The sequence below is a fragment of the Pseudopedobacter beijingensis genome, from assembly GCF_042678145.1.
GTDB classification, from domain to species: domain Bacteria; phylum Bacteroidota; class Bacteroidia; order Sphingobacteriales; family Sphingobacteriaceae; genus Pseudopedobacter; species Pseudopedobacter beijingensis.
The window spans coordinates 83,197-101,403 of record NZ_JBHUDG010000013.1 but is presented as its reverse complement, the minus strand read 5'-3'; the positions used below and the strand labels follow the sequence as shown (position 1 = coordinate 101,403).

At 36.1% G+C, this 18,207-nt stretch carries 17 protein-coding genes; 15 read left to right on the top strand and 2 right to left on the bottom strand.

The window, feature by feature from the left end:
- The 10 genes from ACFSAH_RS09265 to ACFSAH_RS09220 form a co-directional block, all read left to right on the top strand.
- Window positions 1-335: hypothetical protein (locus ACFSAH_RS09265; RefSeq protein WP_379662443.1), on the top strand; the 335-nt coding region annotated here is incomplete at its 5' end.
- A gap of 271 nt (window positions 336-606) precedes the next feature.
- A complete protein-coding gene (gene hemA / locus ACFSAH_RS09260; RefSeq protein ID WP_379662442.1) occupies window positions 607-1,839 on the top strand; it encodes a glutamyl-tRNA reductase in 1,233 nt (410 codons plus the stop codon).
- Between the two features lie 61 nt (window positions 1,840-1,900).
- The gene (hemC, locus tag ACFSAH_RS09255; protein WP_379662441.1) at window positions 1,901-3,508 is read left to right on the top strand and encodes a hydroxymethylbilane synthase; all 1,608 of its coding nucleotides are present in this window, start codon (window positions 1,901-1,903) and stop codon (window positions 3,506-3,508) included.
- 6 nt (window positions 3,509-3,514) lie between these two features.
- Window positions 3,515-4,486, top strand: a complete 972-nt coding sequence (hemB, locus tag ACFSAH_RS09250; RefSeq protein WP_379662440.1) for a porphobilinogen synthase — start codon at window positions 3,515-3,517, stop codon at window positions 4,484-4,486.
- 32 nt (window positions 4,487-4,518) lie between these two features.
- A complete protein-coding gene (gene hemL, locus ACFSAH_RS09245) occupies window positions 4,519-5,892 on the top strand; it encodes a glutamate-1-semialdehyde 2,1-aminomutase (RefSeq protein WP_379662439.1) in 1,374 nt (457 codons plus the stop codon).
- A 1-nt stretch (window position 5,893) separates the two neighbouring features.
- Window positions 5,894-6,757 (top strand): sensor histidine kinase, encoded by an 864-nt coding sequence (locus ACFSAH_RS09240; protein ID WP_379662438.1) that lies wholly within the window; start codon window positions 5,894-5,896, stop codon window positions 6,755-6,757.
- A 12-nt stretch (window positions 6,758-6,769) separates the two neighbouring features.
- Window positions 6,770-7,474 (top strand): response regulator transcription factor, encoded by a 705-nt coding sequence (locus ACFSAH_RS09235; RefSeq protein ID WP_379662437.1) that lies wholly within the window; start codon window positions 6,770-6,772, stop codon window positions 7,472-7,474.
- Window positions 7,474-7,986 carry a tetratricopeptide repeat protein gene (locus tag ACFSAH_RS09230; RefSeq protein WP_379662436.1) on the top strand — a complete coding sequence of 171 codons (513 nt, stop codon included), beginning with the start codon at window positions 7,474-7,476 and terminating at the stop codon, window positions 7,984-7,986. Before ACFSAH_RS09235 ends, ACFSAH_RS09230 begins: the two co-directional genes overlap by 1 nt.
- On the top strand, window positions 7,987-9,021 hold the full coding sequence (gene hemE, locus ACFSAH_RS09225) for a uroporphyrinogen decarboxylase (RefSeq protein ID WP_379662435.1): 1,035 nt from the start codon (window positions 7,987-7,989) through the stop codon (window positions 9,019-9,021).
- 125 nt (window positions 9,022-9,146) lie between these two features.
- Entirely contained in the window at window positions 9,147-9,692 is a 546-nt protein-coding gene (locus ACFSAH_RS09220) for a CopD family protein (RefSeq protein ID WP_379662434.1), read from the top strand.
- 78 nt (window positions 9,693-9,770) lie between these two features.
- Here the strand turns inward: ACFSAH_RS09220 and ACFSAH_RS09215 are convergent, their stop codons facing one another.
- Both ACFSAH_RS09215 and ACFSAH_RS09210 read right to left on the bottom strand, forming a co-directional pair.
- Window positions 9,771-9,959, bottom strand: coding sequence for a hypothetical protein (locus ACFSAH_RS09215; RefSeq protein ID WP_379662433.1), 189 nt, complete (start codon window positions 9,957-9,959; stop codon window positions 9,771-9,773).
- Between the two features lie 74 nt (window positions 9,960-10,033).
- On the bottom strand, window positions 10,034-10,618 hold the full coding sequence (locus ACFSAH_RS09210) for an RNA polymerase sigma factor (protein WP_379662432.1): 585 nt from the start codon (window positions 10,616-10,618) through the stop codon (window positions 10,034-10,036).
- 323 nt (window positions 10,619-10,941) lie between these two features.
- Here ACFSAH_RS09210 and uvrA point away from each other — a divergent pair, with 323 nt between their 5' ends.
- The 5 genes from uvrA (at window position 10,942) to ACFSAH_RS09185 (ending at window position 18,196) form a co-directional block, all read left to right on the top strand.
- On the top strand, window positions 10,942-13,746 hold the full coding sequence (uvrA, locus tag ACFSAH_RS09205) for an excinuclease ABC subunit UvrA (RefSeq protein WP_379662431.1): 2,805 nt from the start codon (window positions 10,942-10,944) through the stop codon (window positions 13,744-13,746).
- 88 nt (window positions 13,747-13,834) lie between these two features.
- Window positions 13,835-15,004 (top strand): trans-sulfuration enzyme family protein, encoded by a 1,170-nt coding sequence (locus ACFSAH_RS09200; protein WP_379662430.1) that lies wholly within the window; start codon window positions 13,835-13,837, stop codon window positions 15,002-15,004.
- Window positions 15,005-15,021: 17 nt separating this feature from the next.
- Window positions 15,022-15,438, top strand: a complete 417-nt coding sequence (locus ACFSAH_RS09195; RefSeq protein WP_379662429.1) for an OsmC family protein — start codon at window positions 15,022-15,024, stop codon at window positions 15,436-15,438.
- A 50-nt stretch (window positions 15,439-15,488) separates the two neighbouring features.
- On the top strand, window positions 15,489-15,926 hold the full coding sequence (locus ACFSAH_RS09190; protein ID WP_379662428.1) for an RrF2 family transcriptional regulator: 438 nt from the start codon (window positions 15,489-15,491) through the stop codon (window positions 15,924-15,926).
- Window positions 15,927-16,096: 170 nt separating this feature from the next.
- Entirely contained in the window at window positions 16,097-18,196 is a 2,100-nt protein-coding gene (locus tag ACFSAH_RS09185; protein WP_379662427.1) for a nitrite reductase, read from the top strand.
- Window positions 18,197-18,207 lie beyond the last annotated feature (11 nt).

The window sequence follows — 18,207 nt, the reverse complement described above, 5'->3', positions numbered from 1 at the left end:
CCGCCAGAGCCGATGGTACTGCGGTAACACGTGGGAGAGTAGGTCGGTGCCGAACCTTAAAGAGGGCCGGAAGCTTCATGCTTACCGGCCCTTATTTGTTTGAAAGCTATTGCAGCGATCCCCCGAAATTTGAAAGAATAATACCACGACTTATTAAAGGATCGCATGGTTTGATAATGTATCATACGAAGATAAAGGGCTCTCTTAGGAGACTTTATAAGAGCAAAGAGGAGATACTGGGATTAATAATGAATAAAACTATTCCTCAACCCGGAATTCTAAAATTACTTTGTTATATAAAGGAGACTAGACTTTTGTCTTTTATAAATATATAGAAAGAATTTGTATGAACGATATGTGTCCAAGGTTTGTATTATATTACTATATAAAATCTTATTTTTAATGTTATTAAAAATTATAAGTGCGTAAACCTTGTAGCGATTGTTTTTTTATTATATGATTTGTGTCATTTTATAACTGACAAATCTGCTTTAATTTTATTTTAAAGCAGATTTTTGGATGTTTTTAATACTTCCAAATTGACAAAGGATTGACACATGATTGATATTACTGGAGTACTTTTGTAGTGATTTAAATATTATCTAATTGAAGACCTTAAAAGTTATAGCATTTACACATAAACACATTGAACTGGATAAATTGGGCTGTTTGGTTTTGTGTAATGAGGCTATTGATGGTGTCCTTACTTTTATAAAAAATAAGTTTGATATCCCTGAGATATTTTATCTTTCGACTTGTAACCGTGTAGAGTTTGTATTTACTTCTGAAAAGGATAGCATAACAAAGGAATTTGTTTCTGATTTTATCCAGTCTTTTCACACTCATAAAGTTCCTCCTCAACATGTGCATTCTATGGTGGAGCATTGTAATATTTATGAAGAAGAAGACGCATTGAACCATTTGATGCGAGTGTCAAGCTCTTTAGAAAGCTTGGTTGTTGGTGAAAAGGAAATTCTAGCTCAGGTTAGAAAAGCTTATGAGGACTCTAAAAAGAGAGGGTATACCGGAGATTTTTTAAGGGTTATTATGGATAGGGTAGTAAAGACTGCAAAGGAGATTTACACCTATACTAATATTAGCAGAAACCCTATTTCTGTTGTTTCTATAGCTTACCGGAAATTAAAAAGCTGTAAGATTAATCCTAATAGCCGTATTCTTATTATAGGGGCGGGAGAAACTAATCAGAATTTTGCTAAATATCTAAAGAAACATAAATATCATAATTTTTCTGTTTTTAACAGGACTTTAAGTAAAGCGGAATCTCTTGCTAAAGATTTAGGAGGGAAGGCTTATAAGCTTGAAGAGTTAGCTAATTATAAAGAAGGGTTTGATGTTATTATCACTTGTACGGGTGCTAATACAAGTATTGTAGAGCGAGAGCTTTACGAATCACTTTTAAATGGGGATACTGATAAGAAGGTTATTGTGGATTTAGCAATCCCAAATGATATCAGTGAGGAGGTAGTACGTACTTTTAATGTTGAGTATATTGATGTTAAGACTTTGCAGGATATTGCGGATCAAAACATGAAGGAACGCTATCAGGAATTAATTAATGGGGAAGCTATTATAGAGCAGAATATCAGAGAGTTCAGGTCTGTATTAAAGCAACGTAGGGTGGAAATTGCAATGAGAGAGGTTCCTGAAAAAATAAAAGAAATAAGGGAAAGAGCCTTGAATCAGGTTTTTGCTGAGGAAATTAGTTCTCTGGATCCTAATTCTCGTGATTTGCTGGAGAAGGTAATGACCTATATGGAGAAAAAATATATTAGTGTTCCCATGGTAATGGCGAAAGATATATTGGTGCAGAACTCTTAATCTTGAATATCTTTTTTTTAACCTTCCTATTGATTAAATTTACTGGAAACACTTTAAGTCATTGGATAGAACATTTATAATTGGGACAAGAGGCAGCGACCTCGCATTATGGCAGGCAAACCACATTGCTGCTCGGCTAGAAGAAGCTGGTTATAAAACCGAAATCAAAGTTATCAAAACCCAAGGAGACAACATCCTAAACCTGAGACTGGACAAGTTGGAAGGAAAAGGTTTTTTTACTAAAGAATTAGAAGAACATTTGTTGGCTGGTGATATTGATCTGGCTGTACACTCACATAAAGATTTACCTACAGAAAATCCTCCTGGGTTAATTATATCTGCTGTTTCGGAAAGAGAGGATCCATCAGAGGTTTTATTAATTTTAAAAGACTGTACTGATACTTCTAAAAAACTTTCGGTAAAGCATAATGGGTTGGTGGGAACTTCTTCTAATAGAAGACAATCTCAGATACTATCTGTACGACCTGATCTGGAGTTTGAAGATTTAAGAGGAAATGTGATTACCCGTATCCAAAAGTTGAGAGATGAAAATTATGATGCGATTGTTCTGGCTAAAGCGGGAATAAGCAGGTTAAACCTCGATTTGTCTGAATTTCATATAGAGACTATTGAGCCCCTTGCTGAGATGATTCCTGCTCCTGCTCAAGGTGTACTGGCTGTTCAGATTCGGGAAAACGATGAAGAACTGGATGCTATTTTAAAAAAGGTTGTGAATGATGAAGATGTAGCCGAGTGTATAGGGGTAGAGCGGAAAGTACTTAATCTTTTTCAGGGTGGATGTCATATGCCTTTAGGTAGTTACTGTAAAAAAGAAGATGGTCTTTTTAAGGTGTGGACGGGAAAGGCTGCTACAGCGGAGGAGTTTGTGGATAGACTTTATGTGGAATCTGAGAAAACTGAAGGGTTAGCGGAGTATATTGTTGAGAAGTTTGATATGGAGAAGAGAAAATTTCCTAAAAAGGTTTTCATCTCGAGAGAGCTGACTGAACATAGTTATTTTTCCAGAGCGTTGGGTAAACATGAAATAGAAATAGATGCTCGATCGCTTATTAAAACCGTGGCTACTATACATAAAATAGATTCTTATATATTTAAACATGTTGACTGGATTTTTTTCAGTAGTAAAAATGGTATAGACTATTTTTTTCAATTGGATCCGATACTGCCTAAACATGTGAAATTTGGAGTAGTTGGTCGTGGATCTGAGGATGCTTTAAGAAGCTTAGGAAAGACTGTGGATTTTGTAGGCGAAAGTAGTGATACAGCTGATGTGGCTGAAGAGTTTGCAGCGGTGGCTAATGGAACCAATGTGCTTTTTCCGTTAGCGAAAGATTCATTGAGAAGCATTATGAAGGGACTTTCTCCGGATACTGTAATTAGCGAACTTATTATTTACGAAACTATTTTGCTGGATGATGTAGATAAGAGCTTTGCTGATGTTCTGGTATTTACAAGTCCATCTAATGTAGAAGCTTATTTTAATAATAATTTATTGGAACCTGAGCAAAAAATAGTTGCTATAGGGGCTTCTACGGGGAAAAAATTAGAAGATATTGGCGTTACATCCTATATACTGCCTGCCTCGCCGGATGAAATAGGCTTGGCGGAAGCTGTATTTGGGATAGATATAGAAGAATCTTTAAACTAGAGTGATATGTTAAGCAGACCAAGGAGAAATAGAAAATCTCAAGTGATTAGGGATATGATACAGGAAAACCATCTGAGAGCATCGGATTTAATTTTTCCTTTATTTATTATAGATGGGCAAAGTAAGAAAACAGAGGTTTCTTCTATGCCTGGTATATATAGATATTCTATAGATCTTCTGTTAAAAGAGGTTGAAGATTGTATGAATCTGGGACTTAAAGCTTTTGATTTATTTCCAAATATTGAAGAATCGCTTAAAGATAAAACAGCCTCTGAGAGCTTAAATAAAAACGGACTTTATTTAAAAGCAATCAGGGAGGTTAAAAAGTATTTTCCAGAAGCTTGTGTTATTACGGACGTTGCTATGGACCCTTACAGTTCTGATGGGCATGATGGTCTGGTGAAAGATGGTGAAATATTGAATGATGAAACGTTGGAGATTTTGGCGAGAATGTCTTTAGCGCAAGCTGAGGCTGGTGCTGATATTATTGCTCCGTCTGATATGATGGATGGAAGGGTAGGTTATATCAGAGAAGCTTTGGATAGAGAAGGTTTTACCCATGTTTCTATTATGTCCTATACGGCAAAATATGCCAGCGCTTTTTACGGGCCATTTAGAGATGCGTTGGAATCGGCCCCAAAATTTGGAGATAAAAAAACGTATCAGATGAATCCTGCTAACCAAAAGGAGGCATTAATAGAGGGGGCATTGGACGTTGAAGAAGGTGCGGATTTTTTAATGGTGAAACCAGCTTTACCTTATCTGGATGTTATTAAAACCTTAAAAGATAATTTTGACTTACCTATTGCCGCTTATAATGTTAGCGGAGAATATGCCATGGTAAAAGCAGCCATCCAGAATGGTTGGCTAGATGAACAAAAGGCTATTACAGAGGTTTTGATGGGGATAAAACGTGCCGGAGCAGATGTTATACTGACTTACCACGCTAAGGAAGTATTGCAAAAAGGTTGGATATAAAAATATTTTAGAACAGTTTCAATTTAGATACCATGTTTGATTCGATTAAAAAAATTCTGGCGGGAAGTGAAGAAGATAACGCTACGCAATATGGAGAGAAACCTGATATTATCAGAGAAAAATCTGCTGCATTGTATGAAAAAGCAAAAAGCTATTTTCCTGGAGGGGTAAATTCTCCGGTAAGGGCTTTTAAGTCTGTTTATGGAACTCCGTTGTTTATCGAAAAAGGAGATGGTTGTTATCTATGGGATGCTGACGGAAATAAATTTGTGGATTTTTGTGCATCCTGGGGGCCTTTGATATTAGGACATAATCATCCTAAAGTAAGAGAAAAAGTAGTAGAGGTGATGCAAAATGGAATGTCTTTTGGTGCCCCAACGGCATTAGAGAATGAATTGGCAGAACTTATTATCAGCAATAATCAATATATCCAAAAGATTAGATTTACCAGTTCTGGAACAGAAGCGGTAATGTCTGCTTTGCGTTTAGCCAGGGGTGTTACCGGGCGCGATAAGATTATTAAATTTGAAGGATGTTATCACGGGCATTCGGACTCTTTACTGGTAAAGGCAGGCTCTGGATTGGTTACTTTTGGTGAAACTTCATCTGCAGGTATTCCTAAATCTTTTGCTGCTGAAACTATTGTGGTTCCTTTAAATGACAGGGATGCTGTAACAAAGGCGTTTGAACAATTTAAAAATGAAATAGCTGCCGTTATTATTGAGCCTATTCCGGCCAATAATGGTTTGTTGTTGCAGGATAAGGAATATCTTGAATTTTTAAGAGAAATAACAAGATCAAACAGTGCCCTTCTTATTTTTGATGAGGTTATTTCTGGTTTTAGAGTAGGTTTTGAAGGAGCTTCGGGATATTATGGAATTCAGCCAGATATTATTACTTACGGAAAAATTATAGGTGGCGGATTGCCTGTTGGAGCTTATGCTTCTTCGGGAGAAATCATGTCACATATTTCTCCGGAAGGAGGTGTTTATCAGGCAGGGACTTTGTCCGGAAATCCGGTAGCCATGGCTGCAGGTATTGCTCAGTTAACAGAGTTACTGAAATCGGGCTTTTATAAAGAGTTGAACGCTAAAACAGCTGAGTTTGCGGAGTCTATTCAACGTTATGCAAGTGCAAAAAATTATAAACTGAAGGTATTTCAAATTGGGTCTATCTTCTGGATTTCATTTACAGATAAAGATAAAATACAGTCTGCGGATGATGTTGATGCTGCTGGAATGGAAAAGTTTAAGGTATTGCATCGTGAACTATTGAACAGAGGAATTTATTTTGGTCCTTCGGGCTATGAGGTTGGTTTTATTTCTTCGGAACACAATAAAACTGAGCTGGAAAAAGTTAAAAGATCAATATTTGAGGCCTTAGATATCGTTTTTAAAAAAGCTTAAAATGAGACCGCTTACTATATTCTACATCATTGTTTTTTACGTTATAGCTCAACTATTCTGGTGGGCAACTTTACTGATTGCTTTTAATCCGATAAGAAAATGGATGATTGTAGGAGAGGGTGTTGTGTTTTTATCTTTGATGGCTTTTGGAGCGTATACACTACATAAAGCATTTAACAGAGAAAAGAAAATGAATGATCAGAAAAAGAATTTTCTTTTGTCTGTTACACATGAATTGAAATCTCCGTTGGCATCCATAAAATTGTATTTACAGACTATTATTAAGCGTGATTTAGATGTTGAAACTCAACGTAATTTTATCAGAAAGTCTTTATTAGATATAGAGCGGCTGGATGATATGGTTGAGAATATGCTGTTGGCGTCTAAAATAGAGAACAATTCTTATTCTTTCCCAAAGGAAAGTTTTAATTTTTCTGATCTGGTAGAGAAAGTTGTAGGACGTTTGCAAATCCATGTTTGTAGTAAAGATGCTTTGGTAACGCATATACAACCAGATATATATGTGACGGGAGATAAGTTCTCTTTAGGAGCGGTAGTTACTAATCTGATAGAAAATGCGGTAAAATATTCTTCTGGTTGCGATCCTATTCACGTAAGTGTAGAAAAAATAGAAAGTGGAAAGGTGAGCTTTAAGGTAGCTGATTTAGGTATGGGGATTCCGGATGAAGAGAAACCAAAAGTATTTAATAGATTTTATAGAGTAGGAAGCGAGGAAACTCGCAAAACTAAAGGCACTGGTTTGGGGTTGTTTATTGTGAAGCAGGTGTTAGACTATCACCAGGCACAAATAAAAGTTAAGGACAATAAACCAAAGGGAACTATTTTTGAGGTTCTTTTAGGCTAAAAACTAATTGCCATGATAAATAAACAAAGAATTTTATTGATGGAAGATGAAGAGCATCTTCTTGAAGCCATTAAACTGAACCTTGAAATGGAAGGTTTTTTTGTAAGAGCTGTTACAGACGGTAAAAAAGCACTTAAGGTTTTTAAGGAAGAGAAGTTTAATCTGGTAATTCTGGATGTAATGGTTCCGGAGATAGATGGTTTTCAGGTGGCAGAAACTATCAGATTGGAAAATACTGAGGTTCCTATTATGTTTTTAACGGCAAAAAATACATCGGAAGACAGAATTACCGGACTGAAAAAGGGAGCAGACGACTATCTGACTAAACCTTTTAATCTGGAAGAACTTATTTTGAGGGTTAATAACCTGATTAAAAGAAGTATGAAAGGTGAAGAATTAAAGGAACTGAATTCATACAAGATTGGAGAGAAAACCATTTACTTTAATTCTTTTGAGCTTAAAAACGAAGATGGAACTATTACGCCTTTGACAAAAAAGGAAACTATGCTATTGAAGTTGTTGATAGAGCGTAAAAATGAGGCTGTTTCCAGAGAGCAAATTTTGGAAACTGTTTGGAATTATGATGTTTACCCATCTACAAGAACTATAGATAACTTTATCCTTACTTTTAGGAAATATTTTGAGCCTGATCAAAAAAATCCAATCTATTTCCATTCAATCAGAGGTGTGGGTTATAAATTTACAGACGCTAGTTAATGTTTACCAATAAGGCAAGGGGATTAGTCTGTTTTTTATTAGCATTAGCCGGAATTCTGGCTTTTTATTATCAAGTCTATGAAATATCGCTCCTGGCAGCTTTTTTCATAGGCTATGTTATTTGGGGGTATTACAAAGAGGGAACGGTAGTACTTGCTGCCCGTTGTTATAAGAATGGCGATTATCAAAAGTCTAAAGAGCTTTTGTATTCTATTAAAAATCCATCTTCACTGAGCAAGAGAAGATTGCCGTATTATGAGTTTATATTGGGTAATATTGCTTTAAAAGAGATGGATTATGAAGAAGCAGAAGAGCATTTTAGCCGGGCTGCTTTTTTAGGGTTACGAAAAGGAGATATTATAGCTTGTTTGCTGCACCTGGCAAATATTTCCCTTAAATCAAGAAATAAAGAAAAAGGATTGGCCTGGTTGGCAGAAACAGAAAATCTGCCTTTAACGCCAAGGCAAAAACATATTGTTGAAAATATAGAGAAGGAGTTAAAGAAAATTTAAATGAAGAATTCATTATTTATCAAAGCCACTTTATCAGAGGAAACAGAACGTCCACCAGTTTGGATGATGCGTCAGGCAGGACGATTTATGCCCGAGTATTGGGAAATCAAGAATAAGTATTCTTTTCTTGAAATGTGTAAAACTCCGGAAATAGCCGCAGATGTAACTATGTTACCTGTAGACTTATTGGGGATAGATGCAGCTATTTTATTTTCAGATATCCTGGTTACCGGTGAAGCCATGGGCGGAAAGTTGAGTTTTGAGCAAGGTGTTGGTCCTAAATTTTCTAATCCGATAGAGAATAGCAGGGATGTAGATGCTTTGGAAGTAAATTGTTTGGATAACCTGCGATATGTAGCAGATGCCATCAAAGTTATTCAAGAACGTTTAGCAAAACTGGGCGATAAACAGATCCCGTTAATAGGATTTGCAGGTGCTCCGTTTACAGTAATGAGTTATTTGGTAGAGGGAGGTTCATCAAAAGATTTTAAGAAAACTAAATTGTTTATGAACAACCAACCAGCGGTTGCGCATAAGTTATTAGAGAAAATTGCAGATGTTACTGTAGATTATCTAAATATGCAGATTGCGGCTGGAGTAAATGCTATACAAATTTTTGATAGCTGGGCTTTGGCTTTAAGTTGGGATGATTATAAGGATTTTTCTCATTATTATATCAAAAATATTATCTCAAGATTGAATAGAGTAGTTCCTGTGATTTCTTTCTGTAAAGGAAGCTCTGTATTTGCACCTCTAATGGCTGAGGCAAAACCTGATGTGGTTTCTATAGATTGGAATGCTGATATCAGAAATGTAAAACAAAGTTTACCTCAGGGAATGGCTATACAGGGAAATCTGGACCCATTTGTTTTATATGCTGATAAAAAAGTTATTAAGGAGAAAGTGTTGAGGATAATAGAGCGTATGAGAGGCGAGAAAGGGTTTATATTTAACCTGGGACATGGTATTATGCCGGATATTCCTTTTGATAATGTGAAATACGCAGTAGAGTTAATTAAAGAATTTAGATATTAAAGGCCTCACCCTAAATCCTTCTCCCAAAGAGAGGGACTTTTTGGTACAGCAATAATAAATTTTTGCAGTTTATTAAAGATTATAGAAACAGGCAAATGTGCCTTAAATAGATGAAAAACTGAGAAATGTATAGATATGTTTTAGCCATTCATATTATTTTTATGGTCAGTTGGATGGCCGGACTATTTTATATTGTGCGCTTGTTCATTTATCATACAGAAGCTAATGAAAAACCTGAACATGAACGTTTGATTTTACAGCGGCAGTTTCAGATGATGGAATCTAAGCTATGGAATATTATAACGGTACCGGCTATGGCATTAACTGTATTGGCAGGTATTACCATGCTGTACCTAAATCCGGGATTGCTTTCTGTAGGCTGGATGCATGTGAAACTTACGTTTGTATTTGGATTATTGTTATATCATTTCAGATGTCAATCTATTATTAAGCAGCTTAAAAACGGTGTATTTAAAATGACCAGTACTCAGTTACGGTTTTGGAATGAACTGGCAACTATTTTTTTAGTAGCTATAGTTTTTACCGTGATTTTGAAAAGTGCCATAGATTGGTTGTACGGGTTAATAGGTTTGGTTATTTTTGCCGTAGTAATTATGAGTGCTGTTAAAATTTATAAATATTATAGGTTAAAGAACCGCAAAGAACACTAAGAGCACAAATGTTTTTTAAACAAAGAACTTTAAGTGTATAAAATAAAGAGGAGAAGTGTAAGGCTTCTCCTCTTTATTTTATAAAGACTTTGAATAATCTAAAATTCTTGAAATTGCTTCTTCCGAAGGGCTTTTTACCAGTGAATTTAAAGCCGGTGTAATGTCAGCATAAAATTCTTTTTCGTACTCTGTCAGGGCTTTCATCTCATCGCATTTAAAGTCGCCGTTCAGTAATTCGTAATTATCAATAGTAGAAGTTTTCATCATATCTGATTGTTTGATCTGTTTAAGAATACAAACGAAGATATGATGAAAATTATTATTAAGAGCTACAAATAAATCTAAACTTTTAATGAAAGCTCTTTTTCTGCTATCATTTTTCTTAGATTATTTAAAGCATATCTCATCCTGCCCAAAGCAGTATTAATGCTCACGTTGGTTAAATCGGCAATTTCTTTAAATGAGAGCTCGCCAAAATGTCGCATAATCAGTACTTCTTTCTGGTCCGAAGGTAAATGGTGGATTAAAGATTTGATGTCTTTATAAGTTTGTTCTTTAATCATCTTTTCTTCGGTACTCTCGTCATAAATACCCAGTACATCAAATATATCGAACCCTTCGCTGTTGGTAATAACGGGCGATCTTTTTTGTTTTCTAAAATGGTCAATAACCAGGTTATGCCCTATACGTAATACCCAAGGTAAGAATTTACCTTCTTCATTATACTTTCCTGCCTTTAAAGTATTGATCACTTTAATGAAAGCATCCTGAAATATATCTTCGGCTAAATATTCGTCTTTAACCAATAAATATATAGAAGTGTATATTTTAGATTTGTGTCTGTTAACCAACTCGGTAAGAGCAGTTTCATTACCTTTGATATAAAGTCGTATTAACTCCTGGTCGGTTTTTAGATTAAAGCTCATGATATATCTCCTCCTTAAAAAATCTTTTTCGTTTTTATGTTCAATTTTAAGTAAGAGTATATCCTATAGGCAAAACTTTATATTTATTAATCTTGATTTGACCAAATGAAATAATAAATTCAGAAAAAACAAAATTTAAAATGTTAATTATTATTAAATCTCTCTCGTTAGTTGCAAGGCAATGAAATTAAGCTTGTTGTCAGTTGTAATCATTCATTCAAATGTTAGTCAAAAAAACAGCAATTCTAAAAAAACAAATTTATATGCCTTACTTTTGTAAGATACAAATCTTTGCAAAAGGTTTAAATTTGTGAAGCAAACAAATGATAGAAGAAAAAGATCCAGCAAGAAACATACTGATAAAAGGCGCTAAAGTTCATAATCTAAAAAATATAGATGTAGCTATACCCAAAAATCAATTAGTAGTGGTTACCGGAATGTCGGGTTCCGGTAAATCATCGCTCGCTTTCGATACCTTATATGCCGAGGGGCAAAGGAGATATGTAGAAAGTCTGTCTTCGTATGCAAGGCAGTTTATGGGGCGAATGAATAAGCCTGAGGTAGATTATATTAAAGGGATAGCTCCGGCAATAGCCATAGAGCAAAAGGTTATTACTTCTAACCCCAGATCTACGGTAGGTACCTCAACAGAAATTTACGATTATCTGAAACTGTTGTTTAGCCGGATAGGAAAGACAGTTTCGCCTGTATCCGGAGAAATTGTCAAAAAAGATACTGTAACCGATGTGGTAAATTACATTAATTCTTTACCAGTAGAGTCTACAGTAACTATTATTTGTCCTTTACATCCTCAGAATAACAGAACGCTGAAAGAAGAGCTGGCTGTTTTACTTCAGAAAGGTTTTGTAAGAGTAATGCTGGATGGGGGTATCAGAAAAGTAGAGGATGTACTGGGAGATAGCGAAGTAGAAAATGTAGCACTGGAAGAAGGATCTGAACGGGTATTTATTATTATTGACCGTGTAGTTACCAATATTGAAGATGAGACCTTAAGCAGAATTGCAGATTCGGTTCAGACAGCATTTTTTGAAGGCAAGGGAGATTGCTTTGTAGAATATGAAGAAACGAGGAAACATTTTTCAGATAGATTTGAGCTGGATGGGATTAAATTTGAAGAGCCAACGCCTAACTTCTTTAGTTTTAATAATCCTTATGGAGCGTGTCCAACCTGCGAAGGTTATGGAAAAGTGATAGGTATTGATGAAGATCTGGTTATGCCCGATAAGTCAAAATCTGTTTATGATGGTGCGATAGTGCCCTGGAGAGGTGAGAAAATGAAAGAATGGGGAGATAAGCTGATTAAAAATGCTTCGAAGTTTGATTTTCCCATTCACCGTCCAATTAGCGAGCTTACAGCAAAACAAAAAGAATTATTGTGGACCGGAAATAAGTATTTTGCGGGTTTAAACGAATTCTTTAAATATTTAGAAGAACAAACTTATAAAATACAATATCGGGTAATGCTTTCCAGATATCGTGGGAAAACCAATTGCCCGGATTGCAAGGGATCCAGATTAAGGAAAGATGCTTCTTATGTTCAGATACAGGAACATTCTATTATAGATCTGGTATTGATGCCATTAAACAGGTTGCTGGAATTTTTCAGGACACTTAAACTGGATGAGCAACAGCAGAAAATAGCTAAACGGTTATTAATGGAGATTACCAACCGGATTAGTTTCCTAAATGAAGTAGGTTTAGGTTATTTGACTTTAAACCGTTTGTCTAATACATTATCGGGAGGAGAATCTCAGCGTATTAATCTGGCAACTTCTTTAGGAAGCTCTTTAGTAGGATCTGTTTATGTTTTAGACGAACCTAGCATTGGATTGCATCCGCGGGATACTAACAGACTTATTGGTGTACTTAAGTCGTTACGTGACGTTGGCAATACCGTTTTAGTAGTAGAACATGAGGAAGAAGTAATGCGGGCTGCCGATCATATTATAGATATTGGGCCAGCAGCAGGAAGTAATGGCGGAGAGTTAATTTTTGAAGGCGACTTTAAGCAGATTCTTAAAGATAAGGAGAGTTTAACAGGTAAATATCTGAGTGGTGAAATGAGTATTGTTGTTCCCGCCAGACGTAGGAAAGCTATAGATTATATTACCATAAAGGGAGCAAGGGAAAATAACCTGAAAAATATAGATGTTAAATTTCCATTAGGAGTGCTCACTGCAGTTACAGGAGTATCTGGTTCAGGCAAGACATCATTGGTGAAAAGGGTGCTTTACCCTGCTTTACAAAAGGTTCTGGGTAATTATTCAGGAGAACAAACAGGAGCTTATGATGGAATAGAGGGCGCTTTTGATTTGCTTACTCAAGTGGAGCTTGTTGATCAAAATCCTATAGGTAGGTCATCAAGATCTAATCCTGTGACTTATGTCAAAGCCTGGGATGATATACGCGCTTTGTACGCAAGTCAGTCAGCCGCTAAAGCTGCCGGACTAAAACCTGCAGCATTTTCTTTTAATGTAGAAGGAGGTCGTTGTGAAACCTGTCAGGGAGAAGGGGAAGTGAAGATAGAAATGCAGTTTATGGCAGATATTTATTTGCCCTGCGAATCTTGTGGAGGGAAACGATTTAAACAACATGTACTGGATGTAACTTATCAGGATAAGAACGTGTCTGATGTACTGGAACTTACCATAGATGAAGCCCTAACATTTTTTGCAAAAGAAGCAAAAATTGCGAGTAAGTTACAGCCTTTATCAGATGTAGGTTTGGGTTATGTGAAATTAGGACAATCCAGTAATACCCTGTCTGGAGGAGAGGCGCAACGTATAAAATTGGCATCTTTTCTTATAAAAGGTAATAATAGTCAGAAAAATTTATTCATTTTTGACGAACCCACCACAGGGTTGCACTTTCATGATATCAAAAAATTATTGAAGTCCTTTGAAGCATTAATAGAACAGGGGAATTCAATCATTGTTATAGAGCATAACATAGATGTTGTGAAATGTGCTGATTGGGTGATAGATATAGGTCCGGAGGGAGGAGAAAATGGAGGAAAACTGGTCTTTGAAGGAACACCGGAAGATTTGGCAAAACAAAAAGATTCGTATACTGCAGAGTATCTAAAAGATAAAGTAAATAGTTTATAAATATATTGGTTGAAATGGTTCATCATTAATAATAAAAACTAATAAACTATTGACTAATGAATTTCAAATACTAAATGAACCATTATATATGAAAGAAGAGTCCAGATTAATAAGAACTCAGGCAGACAGATCTTCGCACAGGGAACACTCTGTTCCGCTTTACCTGACATCGAGCTTTATTTTTGATGATGCAGAGCAAGGTAGAGCTATTTTTGCAGAAGAGATATCGGGAAACGTGTATTCAAGATATTCGAATCCCAATACCACTGAGTTTATTTCGAAAATTTGCGAACTGGAAGGTGCAGAAGCAGGTTTGGCTTTTTCATCGGGTATGGCTGCCGTATTTGCATCATTTGCAGGGTTGCTTAAAAGTGGAGACCATATTGTGGCCTTTAGGTCAGTTTTTGGCTCAACGCACCAGTTATTAACTACTTTATTGCCCAGGTGGGGAATAACTTCAAGTTATGTGGATATTGACAGACCGGAAGAAATTGAAAGCCTGATACAGGAAAATACAAAGATGATTTTCTTTGAAACTCCTTCTAATCCGGGGCTGGAGCTTGTAGATTTAGAGTGGATTTGCAGCTTAAAGAAAAAATACCCTAACATTATCATCAATGTAGATAACTGTTTTTCCACTCCGTATTTACAAAAACCAATATCTTACGGTGTAGATATTGTCAGCCATTCGGCAACAAAGTACATGGATGGGCAGGGTAGAGTATTGGGTGGAGTAGTGGTTGGACGGGCAGATCTGATGAAAGAAATGATGTTCTTTATCAGGCACACAGGTCCGGCAATGTCTGCATTTAATGCCTGGATCCTTTCTAAAAGTCTGGAGACATTACCGGTTAGAATGGATAGACATTGTCAGAACGCATTGCAAATAGCAGAGTTTCTTGAATCTAACCTGGAAATAGAAGAAGTAAGGTATCCGCATTTGCCATCGCATCCCCAATATCAATTGGCGAAAAAACAAATGAAACAGGGAGGTGGTATTGTTACGTTTGTTGTTAAAGGCGGATTAGAACGGGCTAAAAGATTTTTGGATGCTTTACAAATGATTTTGATATCTTCGAATTTAGGAGATTCAAGAAGCATAGCCACGCATCCTGCATCTACTACACATTCTAAGTTAACAGAGGCAGAGCGTCAACGGATAGGTATTTATCCGGGAACAATTCGTTTATCCGTAGGTTTAGAGCATATTGATGATTTGTTGGCAGATGTTAAAAATGCGATAGAAAAATCAAAGTAATCAAAAAAAATTAAGACATGAAGGTAGAATTAAATCGTTTGAATGATGCGGTACACTTTGAAGCTAAAGGTAACGCAACAGATGTAAAAGTTTCTATAGACGGTTCTCCGGAAATTGGTGGACAAGGTTTAGGAGTTAGACCTATGGAGTTGGTATTAATGGCTTTAGGTTCTTGTAGCTCATTAGACTTGATTGCTATATTGAAAAAACAAAGACAAGTTATAGAGGATGTGAAAATTGAGGTAGATGGACAAAGAAGAGACGAAATTCCATCCATATTTACTTCTATCCATATCAATTTTATCTTGAAAGGAGATTTGGATCCGGTAAAAGTAAATAAAGCAGCAGAACTGGCTGTTAAGAAATATTGTTCGGTACATGATATGTTGGTTGCAGGGGGAGTAGAAATTACCTATTCTGTAGAAATTGTATAAATTTGAAATAATACGTTAAAGATAAGCAACTACATTACAGATATACTTACATGCTTTCTAAGAAGACAAAATACGGAATTAGAGCACTTATTGCATTGGGAGAACATTACGAAAAAGAGCCGGTGAATATCTCTTATATTGCAGAAACTGAGAACATTCCTAAGAAATTTCTGGAGCAGATTTTACTGGAGCTTAGAAATGCAGGTTTTTTGTATAGTAAAAAGGGAGCAGGGGGCGGTTATTCTTTATTAAAGAATCCGCAGGAGATAAATTTGGTGCAAGTTATGCGAATAACCGGTGGGCCTATAGCTCAATTGCCTTGTGTTAGTCTTAATTTTTATCAAAGATGCGAAGAATGTAAAGATGAGGAGACCTGTGGGATAAGAGATACGTTTAGAGATGTGAGAGATGCCACTTTGAAAATCCTTTCAGAGACTACAATTGCGGATTTGATTGCTAAAGAAAAAGGATCAGATTTTCTGAAGTAAAAAAAATTAAAAATAAAGTCTACTAAATCGGTATACATTGTATATATTTGTATCGGAATAATTAATGTAGATAGGTCTGTTGTTGACCGAAACACTTATTTCTATTCAAAACGTGTTGATTTTAACCTCATCTATATAATTATATCGGTGAGGTTTTTTATAAAAAAATTATGTTAAGTTTTAGAAGTGAATTAGAAAGTCCTTTAGTAGCGAAGGAAATTATTGATCTTGAGCGTAAGATACGCGCTTTTCGTGAAGGTAAAATTCATGACGAAAAGTTTAGGAGTTTACGGTTAGCTAGGGGTATTTACGGTCAGCGCCAACCCGGCGTACAAATGGTCCGTATTAAAATTCCATTTGGAAAGATCACTTTTAAGCAAATACTTAAAATAGCAGATGTGTCTGATGAATATGCATCTAAAAATCTGCACTTTACAACACGACAAGATATTCAAATTCATTATGTAAGCTTAGATAGAACTCCTGAATTATGGGCTAAACTGGCTGAAGATGATGTAACTATACGTGAAGCATGTGGTAATACTGTTAGAAATGTAACAGCATCATGTACAGCAGGTATAGATCCGGCAGAACCATTTGATGTAGCGCCTTATGCTCAGGGATTTTTTAAATATTTTTTGGGAAACCCCGTGAGTATGGAACTTGGACGTAAGTTTAAGTTTGGTTTTTCGGCAAGTGAAGAAGATACAGCACTCTCTTTTATCAATGATATTGGGTTTATTCCAAAAGTTAAGTATGAAAACGGAGAGGAAATAAGAGGGTTCAAAGTTTTATTAGGAGGAAGTTTAGGAGCCCAGCCTTACATAGGACAACAGGTAACGGACTTTATGCATGAAGATCTGATTATTCCTTTTTCTGAAGCAGTTTTACGGGTATTCGATAGATATGGTGAGCGTACCAACAGAAATAAAGCCAGATTGAAGTTCTTATTAAATAAAGTTGGTTTTGAGGAATTTTTGAGATTGGTAGAAGAGGAGCGTTTGTCTACAAAAGTGAAAACTTATAAAATAGACAGAACAGTAATAGATACGCCGAATATTCCGGCGCCTGTAAAAAGCACAGCAGAAATACCGACAAATAAACAATTGGCGTATGAGATTTGGGCTGCTACCAATACGTTTGAGCAAAAACAAGCAGGTTTTTACGGAGTTTACGTAAAGGTAAAAACGGGAGATATGTCTACTTCTACCGCAAGAAAGTTTGTGGCAGGGGTACAACACCTGATTGCTGATGAAATGAGGGTAACCATTAATCAGGGCTTATTGCTGAAATATGTAAGAAAAGAAGCTTTACCAGAGTTGTTTCTGGTTTTAGATGAACTTGGGCTGTCAGAACCGGGATATAACAGTGTCGCAGATGTTACCACTTGTCCAGGTACAGATACTTGTAATCTGGGAATCTCCAATTCGATGGAGTTATCACGAGTATTGGAATCTGTGGTTTATGAAGAATATGCAGATTTTGTTTACAATAAGGAGATAAAAATAAAGATTAGCGGTTGTATGAACAGTTGTGGACAGCATGGGGTGGCCCATATTGGTTTCCACGGTAGTTCTATGAAAGTTAACGGAAGGATTATGCCTACAGTTCAGGTATTGTTGGGCGGTGGAGCTGTTGGTGATGGGGAAGGAAGAGCAGCAGATAAGGTTATTAAAGTTCCATCTAAAAGAGCGCCACATGTTTTAAGGGCAGTTCTAGATGATTACAGCTTAAAGGCTGATAGCTATAAAAGCTTTTTAGATTACTATGATACGCTGGGAAAAGATTATTTTTACCAGCTGTTAAAGCCCATCGCAGATCAGGATACGGTAACAGATGATGATTATGTAGATTGGGGACAAAATGAAGAATTTGTACGTGCGATAGGTGTTGGAGAATGTGCGGGTGTGGTTATAGATCTGGTAGCAACCCTGATTTTTGAGACCGAAGAAAAATACGGATGGGCTTTAGAAGCTTATGATCAAAAACTATGGGCAGATGCTATTTATCATGGATATAATACCTTAATAAGTGGGGCAAAAGCTGTACTATTAGATAAAGGCATTAGTCAAAGTACTCAGATAGGGGTTATTAAGTCTTTTGATGAAGGTTTTGCAGCTGAATTTGATGTAAATGGTTTTGAAGAAATGGTTTTGCAGATTAATAAGCATGAACCTTCTGAACAATTTGCAGAAGCCTATTTAGCACAAGCCAGAGACTTTTTAGAAAAAGTAAAAAATTATAGGAACCAACCCGTGTTGGGATCCTAAACATAAATATA